Raw genomic sequence first — 16,236 nt, 5'->3', positions numbered from 1 at the left:
AGGAGCTGGGCATGAAGAGGTTCCAAGGCAAAGTCGCCATTGTCACGGGCGGAGGCGGCGGCATTGGCTCTGCGGTCTCGCGCAGGCTGTCGGACGAAGGCGCATTGGTCGTCGTCTCCGACGTAAACGCCGATGCGGCGGACGACGTCGCGGCGGAGATCGTGGCGGCGGGCGGCTCCGCGATCGCAATCGCCGCCGATATCGCCCGGAAGGAGCCATGCTTCAGCCTCATTGCTCAGGCTTTCGATCAGAGGAAGCGCATCGACATTCTCGTCAACAACGCGGGCATCAACCGGCGCGGCAACCTCCTGTCGCTCACGGACAACGACTGGAATGCGAGCTTCGCGGTAAACCTCGATTCGATGTTCCACCTATGCCGCGCAACCATCCCGCACATGATCGATGCCGGCGGCGGCGCGATCGTCAACACCGCCTCCCAATGGGGCCTTTACCCGGCACCAGATCACATCGCCTACAACACGACCAAAGCGGCGGTGGCGGCGTTCACGCAGAATCTGGCCCGGGACTATGCTCCGCACAAGGTCCGCGTCAACGCCGTGTGCCCCGGCGAGATCCACACGCCGATGCTCGAAGCGGGCGTGAAGCGATCAGGACGAACCATTGCCGACCTCGACAAACTCGTTCCCTTCGGGCGGATCGGAAAACCAGAAGAAGTGGCAGCCCTCGTCGCTTTCCTCGCATCCGACGAGGCCGCCTTCATGTGCGGCTCGCTCGTTGAACTAACGGGTGCGCAGGCCGTGGCATAGAGCACTTCCAGGAAGAGTGTGTAACGTCGATGGCCGGGCAATCACCTCGACCAACTCTCCGGCTTCCAAGTGCCGTTTGACCTCGTATGCGATGCACGCTTCGGCGCCGTTGGCGACAACGCACGCAGCGTCCGGGAGTTCGGCGTCACACACAGACAAATGCTACCGATTCAGGTGCTTTTTATCTTGCCGTTCATTCCATTGGGGTAAAAGCCACCCTTGCTGACGCCTTCCTTGTCGGAGAGATAAACGATGCGTAGCACCTCTTGCGGGGTCCGGGTGAACGCGATCGCATCCGGCGTCGAGGGAACGATGTTGGCCTTGCCATCCATCTGAATGCCCTGATCCTTGTCTTCCGCGCCATCAATTTTATCCCGTGCGTCGGATACCGCTTGCGCGGCCTTCCAGGCTTCTTCGCCCTTCCGGTAAAGGGTGGATCGCGCCATGCCCATGTGGTAGGCCTCGACTGCCAGGATGCCGGCGGCGGCGGCGAGAAAGTCCTTGTTCTTGAGGACGGTGGCTGCTCCGGCATAGGCGGTAACGCCAACATCTTCGAATAGCATGCCGCCGAGCACGAAGTTCGTCTCATTACCGAACGGATCAAAGTCCTCGCCGAGCCCTGCCGCTTTCGCGACCGCGGCAAAGCCGGCGTCGAAATCAATGGCCGGCCTCGGCACAGCCTGATCTGCGAGCGTCTTGCGATAGAATCTGACGTGCGCAAGTTCGTTTTCCGCAACCTCCCGCATGAACGCGCCAATCGCAGGGGTAGCGAAGGAGACTTGCTTGCCGCCGGTGACCGGGCCGGCGTCAGAACCTGCATCGGAATCATCGATGCCTTTGCCAGTCGTGCCACGCAGATAGTACTCAGCTTCCATGTATTCGAGGTTGAGCGCAAATTGGAATATGTCCTCGTCCTCGACGTCACTCGGCTCGTCGGCCTGCGATATCGAGGGGAAGCCTGCGGTTGAAACGAGCGTCGCCCCGAGGCCAAGCTGCAAAAGGCGGCGGCGCGGAAGGAAAATTGATGGCAGTGCACGGATCATGGCTTCCTCCTTGAAGCCCGCCCGGCGTCAGTCTTGGCTCCTCAGGTGCGGGCCAACTCTGTCGAACCTTGCACGAGGCGAAATGTTCCGGAACATGCCTGCTGTCGCCCCTTATCCGACTTCGTCTCGGGCTTGCTGCATCTCGTCCGCGGTTCGAAATCTGCTGTACCGCCGCTCGATAATCCCATAAGATGTCTGCGACAACTAACAGTCGTAGTCATATGATGATTTTAGATGCGGGGTATGGGAATATTCATGCCGAGTACGAAAAAGGGAGGCGCGCGCCCGTCGCTGTCCTCGCAGGTGGCAGACGCCATAAAGGCGCAGATCGAGGCAGGATACTATGCGCCGGGCGACAAGTTGCCGACCGAGCCGGCTTTGATCGACAAGTTCGGCTTCAGTCGGACGGTGGTGAGGGAGGCGATCGCGGCGCTTAGGGCCGATGGCCTGGTGGAGTCGCGGCAGGGGTCGGGCGTCTTCGTGATAGGGCCGCGGCAGAGCGACCCCGGCCTCAGGCTTTTCACCGGCGAGACCGACAAGATTTCCGATATCATCGAGGAGCTCGAACTGCGCATCGGCATCGAAGTCGAGGCGGCAGGCCTGGCGGCGGCGCGCAGTTCCCCGGCGCAGGAGGCCGAAATCCAGACCCAGGTCGAGCGCTTTGCCCATCTCGTCGCCGAAGGAAAGCCCACGGATGAGGCCGATTTCCAGTTTCACATGGCTATAGCGACGGCCACCAACAACACCCGCTTCCGCACCTTTCTGGAGCATGTCGGGCGCCGCATGATCCCGCGCGTGAAGTTTCGCACGGTCATGGGCGGCGTGGATCCGTTGCCGAGCCGGGACGAGCCCATTCTCCTCGAACACCGCGAGATCGCCGAGGCGATCCTCGCACGGGATCCGGACCGGGCCCGGGAGGCCATGCGCCGCCATCTCGTCACCGGGATCAAGCGGTACCGCTCGCTGACGACCTGGCGCCCCAGTGAAAAATCCGGCGAGGTTGATTGACTCATCTTAAAAGTCATCATATGAATTTCCCATCTTAAGCTCGCAGCCGGAGGGAATTCATTGTCGCCTGAAGAAATCAAGTCGCGTGTCGGTTCGGGGCTCTTGTCCTTTCCGGTCACGCACTTCACGTCGGACTACAAGCTCAATCTGGAGAGCTACCGACGTCATGTGGAGTGGCTTTCCGGCTTTGAGGCCGCGGCCCTGTTCGCTGCCGGCGGCACCGGCGAGTTCTTTTCGCTCTCGCCGAACGAAGTGGGCCAGGTCACCCGTGCGGCCAAGGACGTATCGGGCGAGGTGCCGATCATTGCGGGTTGCGGCTACGGCACGTCCCTTGCCGTCGAGACCGCGAAGATCGTCGAGGAGGCGGGTGCCGACGGTATTCTCCTGCTGCCGCACTACCTGACGGAAGCGCCGCAGGAAGGCATCTATGCCCATGTGAAGGCCGTCTGCGATTCGACGGGCCTCGGCGTCATTCTCTACAACCGCGCCAATTCGGTCGCCAATGCCGACACGGTCGCGCGCCTTGCCGAGGCCTGCCCCAACCTGATCGGCTTCAAGGACGGCACCGGCAAGGTGGACCTCGTGCGTCATGTGACGGCCCGGCTCGGCGACCGGCTCTGCTATATCGGCGGCATGCCGACCCATGAGCTCTTCGCGGAAGGCTTCAACGGCGTCGGCGTCACGACCTATTCGTCGGCGGTTTTCAATTTCGTGCCGGAACTGGCGCAGCGCTTCTACCGGGCCATGCGTGCCGGTGACAAGGCGGTGATGGAAGGCATTCTTCATACGTTCTTCTTCCCCTTCGCGGCCCTGCGCGACCGCAAGGCCGGCTATCCGGTTTCGATCATCAAGGCGGGGGTGGAGCTTGCCGGTTTTGCGCCGGGCCCGGTTCGCCCGCCGCTGGTCGACCTGACCGGCGAGGAGCGGGAGATATTGCAGGGGCTGATAGAGGCATCGCGCCGCTGAAAAGAAACATCGGGCCGGGCGCCAGGAGGATGGCGCCCGCCTTAAACGTCGTCGTTCCAACTGGGGAGGAGTGCAATGGGAAACAAATCTGTTCGCGTCATCGCGGGCGCAATGGTGGTGGCCGGCTGGGCCGGCTGGGCCGGCGCGCAGAGCGCCTCGGAAATCAAGATCGTCCTGCCGGAACAGCCGGCCAATCTTGAGCCCTGCGGTACCATCATCACCAATGTCGGTCAGATATTGAGCCGCAACGTCGTCGAGCCGCTGACCATCGTCGATCCGAAAAGCGGTCAGCCGACACCCGGTCTTGCGACCGAGTGGAAGCAGACCGATCCGAACACCTGGCAGCTCAAGCTGCGTGAAGGAGTCAAGTTCCAGGACGGAGCCGCTTTCAATGCGGAGGCGGTCAAATTCTCGATCGAGCGGATGACCGGCGGCAAGCTGACCTGCAGCAACATCGCCAAGTTCGGCGATGCCAAGCTGACGGTCACGCCCATCGATGACCTGACGGTCGAGATCAAATCGGACAAGCCGCAGCCGATTCTGCCGACGCTGCTCAGCGTGGTCATGATCGTCTCGCCGAACACGCCGGCGGACAAGGCCGTGAACGATCCGGTCGGAACCGGGCCGTTCAAGCTTTCGAGCTTCACCCCGCAGACGGTCGTGCTGGAAGCCTTCGACGGCTACTGGGGCGAGAAGCCGGCCATTGCCAAGGCCAGCTATGTCTGGCGCCCGGAATCCTCGATTCGCGCCGCCATGGTGGAGACCGGCGAGGCCGACCTAACGCCGTCCATTGCGATCCAGGATGCGACCAATCCGGAAACGGACTTCGCCTATCTGAACTCCGAAACCACCGCGATCCGCATCGATGCCGGCTTTGCTCCGCTCGACGACGTCCGAATCCGCAAGGCGCTGAACCTGGCGATCGACTGGGATGGTCTCGCGCAGCTTTTCGGCGAGGACGTGCAGCGGGCTTCGCAGATGGTCGTCACCGGTATCAACGGCCACGACGACAAGCTGGCGCCCTGGGCCTTCGATGCCGAAAAGGCGCGCGCGCTGATTGCCGAGGCCAAGGCCGCGGGCGTACCGGTCGATACCGAAATCGAACTGATCGGCCGCAACGGCATCTACCCCAACGGTACGGAAGCCATGGAAGCCATGATGGCCATGTGGCAGGATGTCGGCCTGAACGTCAAGCTGACGATGCTCGACGTGAACGATTGGCTGCGCTACCTGCAGAAGCCTTTCCCGGAGAGCCGCGGGCCGAACCTGCTACAGATGATGCACGACAACAACAAGGGTGATGCTGCCTTCACCGTTCCGATCTTCTACACCTCGGGCGGAAGCTATTCGACCTTCGAGGATGCGGGCCTCGACAAGGAGGTCGCCGATGCCATGGCTGCCACCGGCGAGGACCGTACGGCAAAGTTCAAGGCGATCTTTGCGAAGGTGCATGACGATCTCGCGGTCGACATCCCGATGTTCCACATGATCGGCTACACCCGTGTCGGCAGCCGCCTCGAGTGGAAGCCGGACATCACGACCAACAGCGAGATCCCGCTCGCCAATATCGCCCTCAAGGACTGAGTGTCACCATCCGGGCGAGCGCGCGACACGTTCGCGCGCTCGCATGAACTGCAAGGGAATCCAGAGGCTCCGCATGATGCTCGGCTATATCGGCCGGCGGGCATATCACAGCGTAATTTCGGTGATCGGCCTGCTGACGCTCGTCTTCTTCCTCACGCGTTTGACCGGCGATCCGTCGGCCCTCTACCTGCCGCTCGATTCAAGTCTCGAGGCGCGCCAGGCCTTCGCCCGCCTGAACGGTCTGGACCAGCCGATTTACGTGCAGTTCTTCCAGTATCTGCACAACCTGCTGTCGCTGGATTTCGGCCAGTCCTTGCGACAGAACCGGTCGGCGATCGAGGTCGCTCTTGAGGCCTTTCCGGCCACGTTGAAGCTGGCTTTGGTCGCGATGACGCTTTCAACAGTTCTGGCCATCGTCGTCGGCGCGCTGGCCGCTGCCCGTCCCGGGAGCCTGTTCGACCGCGTCGCCGGCCTCGTTTCGCTGGCGGGTGCGAGCACACCCGATTTCTGGATCGCGATCGTCGGCATTCTCGTCTTCGCGGTCGGGCTCGGCATGTTGCCGACGTCGGGTACGGGCACCGCCCTGCACTGGGTCATGCCGATCGTCGTGCTGATGCTGCGTCCTTTCGGGCTGCTGGTCCAGGTTGTGCGTGGCACGATGATCTCTGCGCTCGCCTCGCCGTTTATCAAGACCGCCCACGCCAAAGGCATGAAGCGTCGCAAGATCATCTTCGGTCACGCGCTCAGGAACTCGCTGCTGCCGGTGATCACCGTCGCTGGTGACCTGGCGACCGGGCTGATCAATGGCGCCGTCGTCGTCGAGACGATCTTCGGCTGGCCGGGCATCGGCAAGCTGATGATCGATTCGATCATTCAGCGCGATTTTGCCGTGGTGCAATCGACGATCCTCGTCACGGCAATCGCCATCTTCATCGTCAACATCGCGATCGATCTTCTTTACGCAGTGCTCGATCCGCGCATCCGCTACTGAGGGGAGGCGACAATGACCGACCTGGCATTGCCATCCGTAAGATCGCCCGGCGCCCTGCGGCAGCTCGCAATCTATCTCACCCGGGACAAGCTGGCGCTCTGCGCAGCCGTCTTTCTCTTCGTGCTCATCGTCTGCGTGCTTGTCGGACCGCTCTTCGTCGGCGAACTTGCGGGCAAGCTCGGGCTCAGGCAACGCAACCTGCCGCCCTTCGCACTGGAACACGGGTTCATCTACATTCTGGGAGCCGATACGCTCGGGCGGCCTATCCTGGCGCGGCTGATCGTCGGGGCGCAGAACACGCTCGGCATCGCGGCCGCTGCCGTCTTCTGCTCCATGGCTTTAGGCGGCATTCTCGGCCTTGCCGCCGGCTATTCGGAGCGCTGGTACAGCCACCTCATCCTGCGCCTGGCCGATGTGGTGATGAGCTTTCCCTCGCTGCTGCTGGCGCTCATCGTGCTCTATACGCTCGGCCCCAGCATGACGAACCTGGTGATCGTGCTGGCGATTACCCGCATGCCCATCTTCATCCGCACCGCACGGGCCGAAGTGCTCGAACTGCGCGAACGCATGTTCGTCAGTGCCGCGCGCTCCATGGGCGCGAGCACCGGACGCATCCTGTTCCGTCATATCGCACCGCTGGTGCTGCCGACGCTGGTAACGATAGCCGCGATCGATTTCGCTACCGTCATCCTGGCCGAATCCTCCTTGAGTTTCCTCGGGCTTGGCATTCAGCCTCCGGATTTCACCTGGGGCGCCATGGTAGCCAACGGCCGCGGTTATCTGAAGACGGCGTGGTGGATCGCTTTCTGGCCGGGACTCGCCATCCTGCTGACGACGCTTTCCCTGAACATTCTCGCCAGCTGGGCCCGGACCGTCGCCGATCCGCTGCAGCGCTGGCGTCTGCAATCGCTGCGAAAGGCTCCGCGATGAACGCGCCGGACAAACCCATACTGCGGATCGACAAACTCACGGTCGACTTCCTCTCCGAAGGCGATCCCGTGCGTGCCGTCGACGACGTCTCGTTCGACGTCTGCCCGGGGGAAACCCTCGTCATCCTGGGCGAGAGCGGATCGGGAAAGAGCGTCAGCACCGGAACGGTGATGGGGCTGATCGATTGCCCGCCGGGCGACATCGTCTCGGGCTCGCTGGTGTTCGACGGGACGGATCTTTCCCGCCTCGATGACGAAGGCCGGCGTGAACTGAACGGCCGCCGCATCGCCATGATCTTCCAGGATCCGCTGGCCTATCTCAACCCGGTCTATACTGTCGGCAGGCAGATCGCCGAGGTGTTCGAGAGCCATGGCGGAGGCGAGGGGGGTGCGGTGCGCGACAAGGTCGTTCGGCTGCTCGAACGGGTCGGAATTCCTGAAGCTGACGAGCGGATCGACTATTATCCGCACCAGTTCTCGGGCGGACAGAGGCAGCGCGTGATGATCGCCATGGCGATCGCGCTGAAGCCGGACATCCTGATCGCCGACGAGCCGACCACGGCACTCGACGTCAGCGTTCAGGCACAAATCCTCGAACTCCTGCGGGACCTGCAGCGCGAGACCGGCATGGCGCTGATCATGATCACCCACGATCTCGAGGTCGCCGCGGCCATGGCGGACCGGATCATCGTGATGAATGGCGGCAGGGTGGTGGAGAGCGGCAAGGCCGAGAACGTGTTCACCAATCCGAGCCACGCCTATACCCGCCGGCTGATGTCGGCCGTGCCCCATGCCGACGCGCCGAAAGCGCCTCGGAATGCCGCACAGGGAGAGGTCCTGCTGCAGGTCGCCGATTTAAGCAAGCATTACAAGCTGGGGTCCGGTCCGTTCTCGCCCAAGCGGGAGTTCAAGGCCGTGGACGACGTCAGTTTCACGCTTCGGCGCGGGGAAACGGTCGGTATCGTTGGCGAGTCCGGTTCGGGTAAATCGAGCATTGCACGCATGCTGCTGAGGCTGAACGAGCCGACGTCGGGCGCGGCACTCTTTGCCGGCGAGGATATTTTCAAGCTCAAGGGCAGGGCGCTCAACGGTTTCCGCCGAAGGGTGCAGATGGTGTTCCAGGATCCGTTCGGGTCGATGAATCCGCGCATGAACGTCCGCTCGATCATTTCCGAACCCTGGGCGATCCATGGGGACATCCTGCCGCGCGGACGCTGGAACGACCGTGTCGTGGAGCTGCTGGAGCTTGTCGGCTTGAAGGCGGAGCATGCTGAACGGCATCCGCATCAGTTTTCGGGCGGGCAGCGGCAACGCATCGCCATTGCCCGGGCACTCGCCAGTGAACCCGAGCTGATCGTCTGCGACGAGGCGGTTTCGGCGCTCGACGTGTCGATTCAGATGCAGGTCATCGAGCTTCTGGCCGATCTCCGCCAGCGCCTCGGCCTCTCCTACATCTTCATTACCCACGATCTGCCCATCGTGCGCCAATTCGCCGACCGGATCCTGGTGATGCAGCGCGGCAGGATCGTCGAGGAAGGCGAGACGGAAGCCCTTTTCGTCTCACCTCGGCACGAATACACGCAAGCCCTGCTGCGGGCCGTTCCGCAGCCGAAGTGGTTGCAGCGCGAGCCAGCGCCGATCGCGGGGTAGAGCATTCCGGGAAAATTTGAAACGGCTTTCCGGTCGGATTCGGTCGGATACTCAGGTGCGCTCTGTCCCCCGAACGCTTGACTCATGTCTGCAGCAGTGAATATAACGCACTAACCAGTTACATCATTAACTACAGTGTAGCTGCTGTTTCGACCGATGACCGGGGAGGGGATCGATGAGAGTGTTCGGCATGCAGCATATCGGCTTCACCGTGCCGCATCTGGAGGAGGCGGTTCGCTTCTTCGAAGCTGCCTTCGGCGCCGTGACGTGTTTGGAGACCGGACGCATCGAAGCGGACGACGCCTTCATGCAGAGAAGGCTCGGCGTGCCTGCCGGCTGCAGGATCGAGAACATAAAGGTTCTTCGAATTGGCAACGGCACCAATCTCGAACTTTTTCAATATTCGGGCGAGGAAGGCCGCGACGAGCCATTGAAGCGCAACAGTCAACCCGGCGGCTTTCATCTGGCGTTTGAGGTGGATGACTGCCACGCGGCCGCGGATCGGCTGCGCCAGGCGGGCGTCGACGTGCTGGAGGGGCCGACATTCGTGGACGCCGGCGCGATGCAGGGCCTCACCTGGCTCTACCTGCGTGCGCCGTGGGGGCAGTTCCTCGAACTCGTAAGCATGAACGGTGCGCTGGGCTATGAGCGGGCCGGTGGGCCGAAGCAGTGGTCCCCGGTAACGGGCGAGTGATTTCATCATCCATCGCAAGAACGCCGTCTCCGGCGGAAAGGAGTGCGCTTGCCCCACGAGATAACGATCCCTGCGAAGCAGACGTTCCGACTCGACCGGTATGAGGACTTGCCGCTAAACTTCGGCGAAGTCCGCGGGCGGACGCTTTGTACTCTGGTCAGCCCCGGCACCGAACTCGGCTGGGCGAATGGCGATGTCTTTCCAATTCGGCCTGGCTACTCTGCTGTTTTCGAGGTGGAAGATGTGGCGGACGGCGTGGCTGGTGTTCTGCCCGGTGAACTGCGTTTCGCGATGGGCATGCACCGGAGCACTCAGACGCATATGGCGCGGGACACGGTTCCATTGCCGGCCGGCATGAGGCCCGAGATCGCCGTTCTCTCGCGCCTCATGGGCGTCTCGCTCACGACCCTCATGACGACGAAGGCCCGGCCTGGCGATCACGTCGTCGTCACTGGAGCCGGCCCGGTCGGTCTTCTCGCGGCGCAGCTCTTCAAGATTTCCGGTTACCGCACTACCGTCGTCGATCCGGATCCGCTGAGAAGGGCGCAACTCGCCAGGTGCGGCATCTCCGATTGCCGCGAGCGTGTCCCGCTTCAGTCGTCGCTTCAAGGGCAGGTCGCGCTCGTTCTCGATTGTTCCGGCCACGAAGGGGCCGTGCTCGACGCATGCCGCATCGTTCGCCGCCTGGGCGAGGTCGTCCTGGTTGGCGTTCCATGGCGCAAGCTGACCGAGATCTCCGCGCATGAGATTCTGCACGCGGTTTTCTTCAACCTTGTAACCCTGCGGTCGGGCTGGGAATGGGAATTGCCGGTTCATGCGCATGCATTCGAGTGGGAGGAACTGCTGGGCGGTTACAATAACGCGCGTCACAGCGTCTTCGGAGGGTTCGCCCGGGCGCTCGACTGGCTGGCGGAGGGAAGAATTGAACTCGACGGACTGCTGCGCCGCGTTTCTCCGGCCGATCCTGCCTCTCTCTACGCAGACATTGCCGCAAGGCATATGGACGAACCGTTCATCGTCCTTGATTGGACCGATTTGGACCGACCCGGCTGAAGGTATCGTTATCTAAGCGCAGACCATGCGCATGATGGTCTCTATGTTGAATTGAACGCGCTCTTCGAGCGCGTCTTTCGCCATCAGGTCACGCTCGAAAACGATCGAACCGGTAAAGCGGTTGGTGATGTAGTAATAGCCGATGGCCGCGATGGTGAGGTTCAGTTGCACCGGGTCGATTCCCGGCCGGAAAACCCCCTCGGAAACGCCCCGCTCCAGCAGCTCCTTGACCATGCCGACGAATTTTCGACTGGTTGCACGGACCACCTGGGACTTCTTCAAGTGCTTGGCGCGATGAAGGTTCTCGCTGTTGACCAGCGTTATGAACTCCGGGTGCTTCAGATAGTATTCCCAGGTGAAACGCACGAGCCTTTCAAGGGCGGCCTTGGGTTCAAGGTCATTCAGGTTGAGCTTTTGTTCCGCGGTCCGGATCCCGTTATAGGCGTCTTCGAGAACGGTCTGGAAGAGGTGGTCCTTGCCGTCGAAGTAGTGGTAAATCATCCGCTTGTTGGCGTTTGCCTTCTCGGCGATCACGTCCACCCTGGCGCCCCCCAAGCCGTTTTTCGCGAATTCCTTCTTCGCGGCCTCGAGGATGCGCGCCTTGGTTGCTTCGGCATCGCGCAGCCGCGGTTTCCCGGCTGCTTTCGCTTTCTGTGCACTCGTCGTTCTCAAGGTCTGACCTTCACGCGTTCATAGCTTGTGTTGCCCGACTCATACACGCCCGCCGGTATAGCCGTCAAAGCCGCCTGCCGAGATGTTCGCTTCATGAAAATATACGAAAACCCTTGACTCATGCAACACTAAACAAGTAACTAGTTAGTGCGTTAACGGCAATGGCGGCGGAAGAAGGGTGCGGGCGGGGAATGATCCTTCTCCTCCATGAAGCCGTCGGTGCCGGACACTCAACTGCATTGGGAGGAATGCGAATGTCGACATTCATCAAGAACTTCATCGAGCGTGAGACGATCAGCCGTCGCCACTTTCTGCTTGCCTCGGCCGCAGGTCTGGGGGCAGCGGTCCTGCCAAACCCGTTTGGCGGCGGCGCGCGCGCTGCATTGACGGATCCCGCGATCGCCTGGAGCTATCGCGACCGCGCTTCGGCCTATTGGAACTCGGTCGTGTCCGGCGGCGAAGCGTTCGTCGAATCGCTCGGCAAGCCGAAGAGCGCGCTCGTAAGCCTGATCAACGAAGGGTCCTCCGAGAAATCTCTGGCCGACATCAAGGCCTTCCTTGCCAAGAACAATGGAAATTGCGCCCTCGCCTGCGATGCCAATGACAGCCCGAATGCGCGGCCGATCGTCGAGGCAGTGTCGGCTGCGGGCGGCTACATCGCCACGATCTGGAACAAGACCGATGATCTCCATCCATGGGATTTCGGCGACAACTACGTGTCGCACATGACCTGGTCGGACGAGAAGCCCGCCGAAGAAACCGCACGCATCCTGTTCGAAGCCATGGGCGGCGAGGGCGGGGTCGTCCACCTGGGCGGCATTGCCGCCAACAACCCTGCGGTCGAGCGGCTCAACGGCCTCAAGAATGCACTGAAGGACTTTCCCAACATCGAACTGCTCGATGCGCAGCCGGCGGACTGGGACACGCAGAAAGGCGCGGCACTGATGTCATCCTTCCTGACCCGCTACGGCGACAGGATCAAGGGTGTGCATTGCGCCAACGACAACATCGCCTACGGCGTCATCGAGGCGCTGCGCGCCGAAGGCCTCGAGGGCATGCCGATCGTGTCCTATGACGGCAATCCCGAAGCGGTGCAGATGGTCATGGACGGCCAGCTGCTCGCGACAGTCTTCACCAATCCGCACTGGGGTGGTGGCATCACCTCGGCGCTCGCCTACCATGCGGCAATCGGCAGCTTCAAGCCGTCGGAAGAGCCGAAAGAGCATCGCGAGTTCTACGGACCGACCGTCCTGGTCAGCAAGAAGGATGCCGAGGAGTTCAAGGCCAAGTATCTGGATTCGGTTCCCAAATACGATTGGGCCGACTTCTGGGGGCCTTCCAACGGACAGATTCAGTATCGGTCCTGACGCTTTCTCAGGGGACGGCGCGCAGCCGACCGTCCCCGTTATCTTTATCCGAGACCATGCGAAAGGTGCCCATCGTGACCCGGCCCATATCGCGCGAGACCCTGATCAAATGGGCGCCCCTTCTGGTGCTCGTCGCGCTTGTGATCTTCTTTACGGTTTTGAACCCGACATTCTTCTCGGCCCGCAACTTCGCGCGCATCGCCATCGCATCCGCCCCCGCCTTGATGGTGGCCGTGGGCGTGACTTTCATCATCATCATGGGCTCGATCGACCTTTCCATGGAAGGTGTCATCTCGCTTACGGCCGTGCTCTTCTCCTTTGCCTTCATAAAGCTCGGCGGCACCTTGCTGGGCACGGCGTGGCTCGCCCTTCCGCTGGTCCTGATCATGGGCGGGCTCATAGGCTTCCTGAACGGCCTGATCCACGTCAAACTGCGGGTACCCTCGTTCATGGCGAGCCTCGCCATGGGTTTCGTCGGAACCGGCGCGGCAATTCTGGTCACGGGCGGCGATATAGTGCGGGTCAGCGATCCGGCGTTCCGCGGCCTCTTGACCGTCAGATGGCTTGGCTTCCCGCTCATGGTGTACGTGGCCGCCGTATTCCTGATCGTCGCCTGGTTCATCCAGGAACACACAAGGCTCGGCCGCAACTTCTATGCGGTCGGCGGCGGAGAAGAACTGGCGCATGCCTCGGGCCTCGACGTCAGCCGCGTGCGCATCGCCGGCTTTGCGCTTGCAGGCATGTTTTACGCGATTGCGGCAGTCCTCGTCGTCGCACGCATCGGGCAAGCGGAGTCCGTCACGGGTTCCAATTTCATGTTCGTATCGATCACCTCAGTCGTCGTCGGAGGGGTGGCCCTGTGGGGCGGCATCGGCGGCGTGTGGAATGCGCTGATCGGCGTCCTTATCGTCGGCGTCATCAACAACGGCATGGTGGTCATCGGTCTGCCGGACTTCCTTCAGGACGGCGTTCTGGGCCTCCTCGTCATCCTTGCCGTCGTGTTGTCGACCGATCGCAAGCTTGTCTCTTTCGTGAAGTGAGAGTGAGCCCATGTACGAGCTGAAGTCCCTCGACAAGAAGTTCCCCGGCGTTCATGCGCTGAAGGCGATCGACTTCCATATCAAACGCGGCGAGATCGTCGGGCTGGTAGGAGAGAACGGCGCGGGAAAATCCACCCTGATGAAGGTGATCTATGGCGCCTACCAGCCCGATGGCGGGCAGATCCTCATCAACGGCGATGCCGTGCGCTTCGCGAACCCCCGCCAGGCGATGGAAAAGGGAATCGGGATGGTGTTTCAGGAGCAGTCCCTGATCCCCAACCTCACTGTGATGGAGAACATTTTCCTCGGCTACGAGCAGCAGTTCGTCCGCCTCGGCGTCATCAACTGGAAGGAGATGGCCAAGGCCGCGAAAGCACAGCTTGCGAAGGTCAAGCTGGACATCGATCCTTCAACGGTCACGTCGAAGCTGTCCTTCGCCCAGCGTCAGCTGGTCGAACTCGCAAAGGTCCTCACACTCGAAGAGCGGGTCGACGGCGATCTCGTCATCCTCCTCGACGAGCCCACCTCGGTCCTGTCGAAGGACGAAGTGCAACTCCTGTTCAAGCTCGTGCGCGAGCTCGTGACCCGTGCCTCCTTCATATTCGTCTCGCACCGAATGGACGAGGTGATGGAGCTGTCGGACCGGATCTACGTGATGAAGGACGGACAGGTGGTCGACGTCGTCGAGCGGGGCGGGCGCGGAGCCGATGCCGAATCGATCCAGCACAAGATGGTCGGGCGGAACGTCGACAAGCAATATTACCGGGAGCAGCTTCAAAAGCCCTACGATCCCTCGAGAGTCCTGGTCGAAATGTCCGGCATCGACCTGCCGGGCCGCACGAGGGACATCTCGTTCAGGCTTCACGCCGGTGAGGTCCTGTGCCTCGTCGGAACCGAAGGCTCGGGCCGGGAAGCAATATTGCGCGCAATCTACGGCATGCTCAGCCCCACCGGCGGACGCCTGAAGATCAAGGGACAGGAGGTGAAGGCATATTCGCCGCGTCAATCGGTCGGCCTCGGTGTCGGATATGTTCCGCGCGAGCGCAAGATCGAGGGCATCGTGGCGGGCATGAATGTCTACGAGAACATGACCCTCTCGCAGATGAGAAAGCATTCGACCGCAAGCGTTCTGCAGGTCGGAAAGGAGCGCGCGCTCGCGCGGGAGTGGATCAGGAAGCTCTCCATCAAGGCCCATTCCGAGCTCGCGGATTGCGGCAATCTGTCAGGCGGCAATCAGCAGAAGGTCGTTCTCGCCAAATGGCGCTCCGCTGGCGCCGATATCATGCTGCTCGATCACCCGACGCGAGGTCTCGACATCGGGGCGAAGGAGGACGTCTACGAAATGATCCGCGCCATGAACGATGCCGGCGTCGGGATCGTCCTGGTGGCAGACACGCTCGAAGAAGCGATTGGCCTCTCCCATACGATCGTCGTCGTCAAGGATGGCAGTATCCAGAAACGGTTCGATTGCGCACCCGGCGCGAAGCCCTCCCTCTATGACCTCCTGCATTACATGATCTGAGGATAAGATGGACCTACAACACCTCAAACCGCACCTGCCCTGGATCACGCTCACGGTGCTCGTCGCCATCGTCGGGATGGCCGATCCCGGTTTTCTCAAGCCGCAAAACCTCATGAGCCTCGCAGGCGACATCGTGCCGCTCTTCATCATGGCGCTCGGCCTGACCTTCGCCATCTATATCGGAGGCATCGACCTGTCGGCCCAGTCCATGGCCAACATGGTGACCGTGATTGCCTCGGTCTACCTTGCATCGATGGGAGCCTGGGTGGCCCTTCTCTGCGTGGCTGCGGGTTTTCTGCTGGGCACCTTGTCCGGCTACATCACTACGAGACTTTACGTTCCGTCCTTCATTTCCACCCTTGCCGTGGGCGGCGTCGCCTTTTCGGTCGCGCAATGGCTGTCCGGCCAGCGCGCGCTGAACATGGACGCGGCGCAACGCAACGAGACCTTCGGCTGGATGATCGGCCGGACGTGGGGGGTGCCGAACGAGCTCCTCATCGCTGCAGTGCTCCTCGTCGTCTGCCTCTTCATCGAGCGCCGGACCATTCTCGGACGGGCGCTGAAGGCCGTCGGCGCAGGCGAGCTCGCCGCCGCCGCATCGGGCTTGAACGTGGCCCGCTATAAGATACTGGCCTTTGCGATTTCCGGTGCGCTCGCGGCGATTGCCGGCCTCCTGTTCGCAGTCAAGCTTTCGGGCGGAGCGCCGACGATCGCCAACGGTTTCCTGCTGCCGGCGATCGTCGCCGTTCTCGTTGGCGGAACTCCGCTGACGGGCGGAGTGGGTGGGGTCCTCAACACAGTTATCGGCACCCTGATCGTAGCGGTCATTCGCGCCTCGATGCTCTATTTCGAGATCGATGCGACACAACAGCAAATGGTCTTCGGCATCGTCCTCATCGGCGCCATCGCCCTGACGATCGACCGGGCCAAGCTCAGGACGGTGAAGTAGG

At 61.9% G+C, this 16,236-nt stretch carries 15 protein-coding genes; 13 read left to right on the top strand and 2 right to left on the bottom strand.

Going from position 1 to position 16,236, the window contains the following annotated elements; all coding sequences use genetic code 11:
• Nucleotides 1-11: 11 nt before the first annotated feature.
• Entirely contained in the window at nucleotides 12-767 is a 756-nt protein-coding gene (locus ACFHWW_RS05335; protein WP_379937551.1) for an SDR family NAD(P)-dependent oxidoreductase, read from the top strand.
• Between the two features lie 170 nt (nucleotides 768-937).
• Here the strand turns inward: ACFHWW_RS05335 and ACFHWW_RS05330 are convergent, their stop codons facing one another.
• Nucleotides 938-1,810, bottom strand: a complete 873-nt coding sequence (locus ACFHWW_RS05330) for a ferritin-like domain-containing protein (RefSeq protein ID WP_379937550.1) — start codon at nucleotides 1,808-1,810, stop codon at nucleotides 938-940.
• A 243-nt stretch (nucleotides 1,811-2,053) separates the two neighbouring features.
• On the opposite strand from ACFHWW_RS05330, the gene ACFHWW_RS05325 reads away from it, so the two are divergent.
• The 8 genes from ACFHWW_RS05325 (at nucleotide 2,054) to ACFHWW_RS05290 (ending at nucleotide 10,685) form a co-directional block, all read left to right on the top strand.
• Nucleotides 2,054-2,818: a FadR/GntR family transcriptional regulator gene (locus tag ACFHWW_RS05325; RefSeq protein ID WP_100673307.1), complete on the top strand. Its 765-nt coding sequence runs from the start codon at nucleotides 2,054-2,056 to the stop codon at nucleotides 2,816-2,818.
• Nucleotides 2,819-2,878: 60 nt separating this feature from the next.
• Nucleotides 2,879-3,784, top strand: coding sequence for a 5-dehydro-4-deoxyglucarate dehydratase (kdgD, locus tag ACFHWW_RS05320; protein ID WP_102763196.1), 906 nt, complete (start codon nucleotides 2,879-2,881; stop codon nucleotides 3,782-3,784).
• Between the two features lie 75 nt (nucleotides 3,785-3,859).
• Nucleotides 3,860-5,368, top strand: a complete 1,509-nt coding sequence (locus ACFHWW_RS05315; protein ID WP_379937549.1) for an ABC transporter substrate-binding protein — start codon at nucleotides 3,860-3,862, stop codon at nucleotides 5,366-5,368.
• Between the two features lie 76 nt (nucleotides 5,369-5,444).
• The gene (locus ACFHWW_RS05310; protein ID WP_379937880.1) at nucleotides 5,445-6,359 is read left to right on the top strand and encodes an ABC transporter permease; all 915 of its coding nucleotides are present in this window, start codon (nucleotides 5,445-5,447) and stop codon (nucleotides 6,357-6,359) included.
• A 12-nt stretch (nucleotides 6,360-6,371) separates the two neighbouring features.
• Complete coding sequence (locus tag ACFHWW_RS05305) at nucleotides 6,372-7,289, top strand: ABC transporter permease (protein ID WP_379937548.1); 918 nt, start codon at nucleotides 6,372-6,374, stop codon at nucleotides 7,287-7,289.
• A complete protein-coding gene (locus ACFHWW_RS05300) occupies nucleotides 7,286-8,938 on the top strand; it encodes an ABC transporter ATP-binding protein (protein WP_379937547.1) in 1,653 nt (550 codons plus the stop codon). The genes ACFHWW_RS05305 and ACFHWW_RS05300 overlap by 4 nt, the downstream gene beginning before the upstream one ends.
• 175 nt (nucleotides 8,939-9,113) lie before the next feature.
• Nucleotides 9,114-9,632 (top strand): VOC family protein, encoded by a 519-nt coding sequence (locus tag ACFHWW_RS05295; protein ID WP_102763193.1) that lies wholly within the window; start codon nucleotides 9,114-9,116, stop codon nucleotides 9,630-9,632.
• Nucleotides 9,633-9,680: 48 nt separating this feature from the next.
• The gene (locus tag ACFHWW_RS05290) at nucleotides 9,681-10,685 is read left to right on the top strand and encodes a zinc-binding dehydrogenase (RefSeq protein WP_379937545.1); all 1,005 of its coding nucleotides are present in this window, start codon (nucleotides 9,681-9,683) and stop codon (nucleotides 10,683-10,685) included.
• A 12-nt stretch (nucleotides 10,686-10,697) separates the two neighbouring features.
• Here the strand turns inward: ACFHWW_RS05290 and ACFHWW_RS05285 are convergent, their stop codons facing one another.
• Nucleotides 10,698-11,357: a TetR/AcrR family transcriptional regulator gene (locus ACFHWW_RS05285; RefSeq protein ID WP_102763191.1), complete on the bottom strand. Its 660-nt coding sequence runs from the start codon at nucleotides 11,355-11,357 to the stop codon at nucleotides 10,698-10,700.
• 254 nt (nucleotides 11,358-11,611) lie between these two features.
• Here ACFHWW_RS05285 and ACFHWW_RS05280 point away from each other — a divergent pair, with 254 nt between their 5' ends.
• The 4 genes from ACFHWW_RS05280 to ACFHWW_RS05265 all read left to right on the top strand — a co-directional run bounded on the left by ACFHWW_RS05280 (nucleotide 11,612) and on the right by ACFHWW_RS05265 (nucleotide 16,235).
• On the top strand, nucleotides 11,612-12,724 hold the full coding sequence (locus ACFHWW_RS05280) for a sugar ABC transporter substrate-binding protein (RefSeq protein ID WP_379937544.1): 1,113 nt from the start codon (nucleotides 11,612-11,614) through the stop codon (nucleotides 12,722-12,724).
• A 74-nt stretch (nucleotides 12,725-12,798) separates the two neighbouring features.
• On the top strand, nucleotides 12,799-13,764 hold the full coding sequence (locus tag ACFHWW_RS05275) for an ABC transporter permease (RefSeq protein ID WP_379937543.1): 966 nt from the start codon (nucleotides 12,799-12,801) through the stop codon (nucleotides 13,762-13,764).
• Nucleotides 13,765-13,774: 10 nt separating this feature from the next.
• Complete coding sequence (locus tag ACFHWW_RS05270; protein ID WP_379937542.1) at nucleotides 13,775-15,286, top strand: sugar ABC transporter ATP-binding protein; 1,512 nt, start codon at nucleotides 13,775-13,777, stop codon at nucleotides 15,284-15,286.
• A 7-nt stretch (nucleotides 15,287-15,293) separates the two neighbouring features.
• A complete protein-coding gene (locus ACFHWW_RS05265) occupies nucleotides 15,294-16,235 on the top strand; it encodes an ABC transporter permease (RefSeq protein WP_102763188.1) in 942 nt (313 codons plus the stop codon).
• Nucleotide 16,236: the final 1 nt, after the last annotated feature.

Origin of the sequence: Sinorhizobium sp. P24N7, assembly GCF_042436655.1 — a bacterium.
Taxonomy (GTDB): domain Bacteria; phylum Pseudomonadota; class Alphaproteobacteria; order Rhizobiales; family Rhizobiaceae; genus Sinorhizobium; species Sinorhizobium meliloti_A.
The sequence above is the reverse complement of the archived record's forward strand: the minus strand, read 5'-3'. Positions and strand labels throughout refer to the sequence as shown.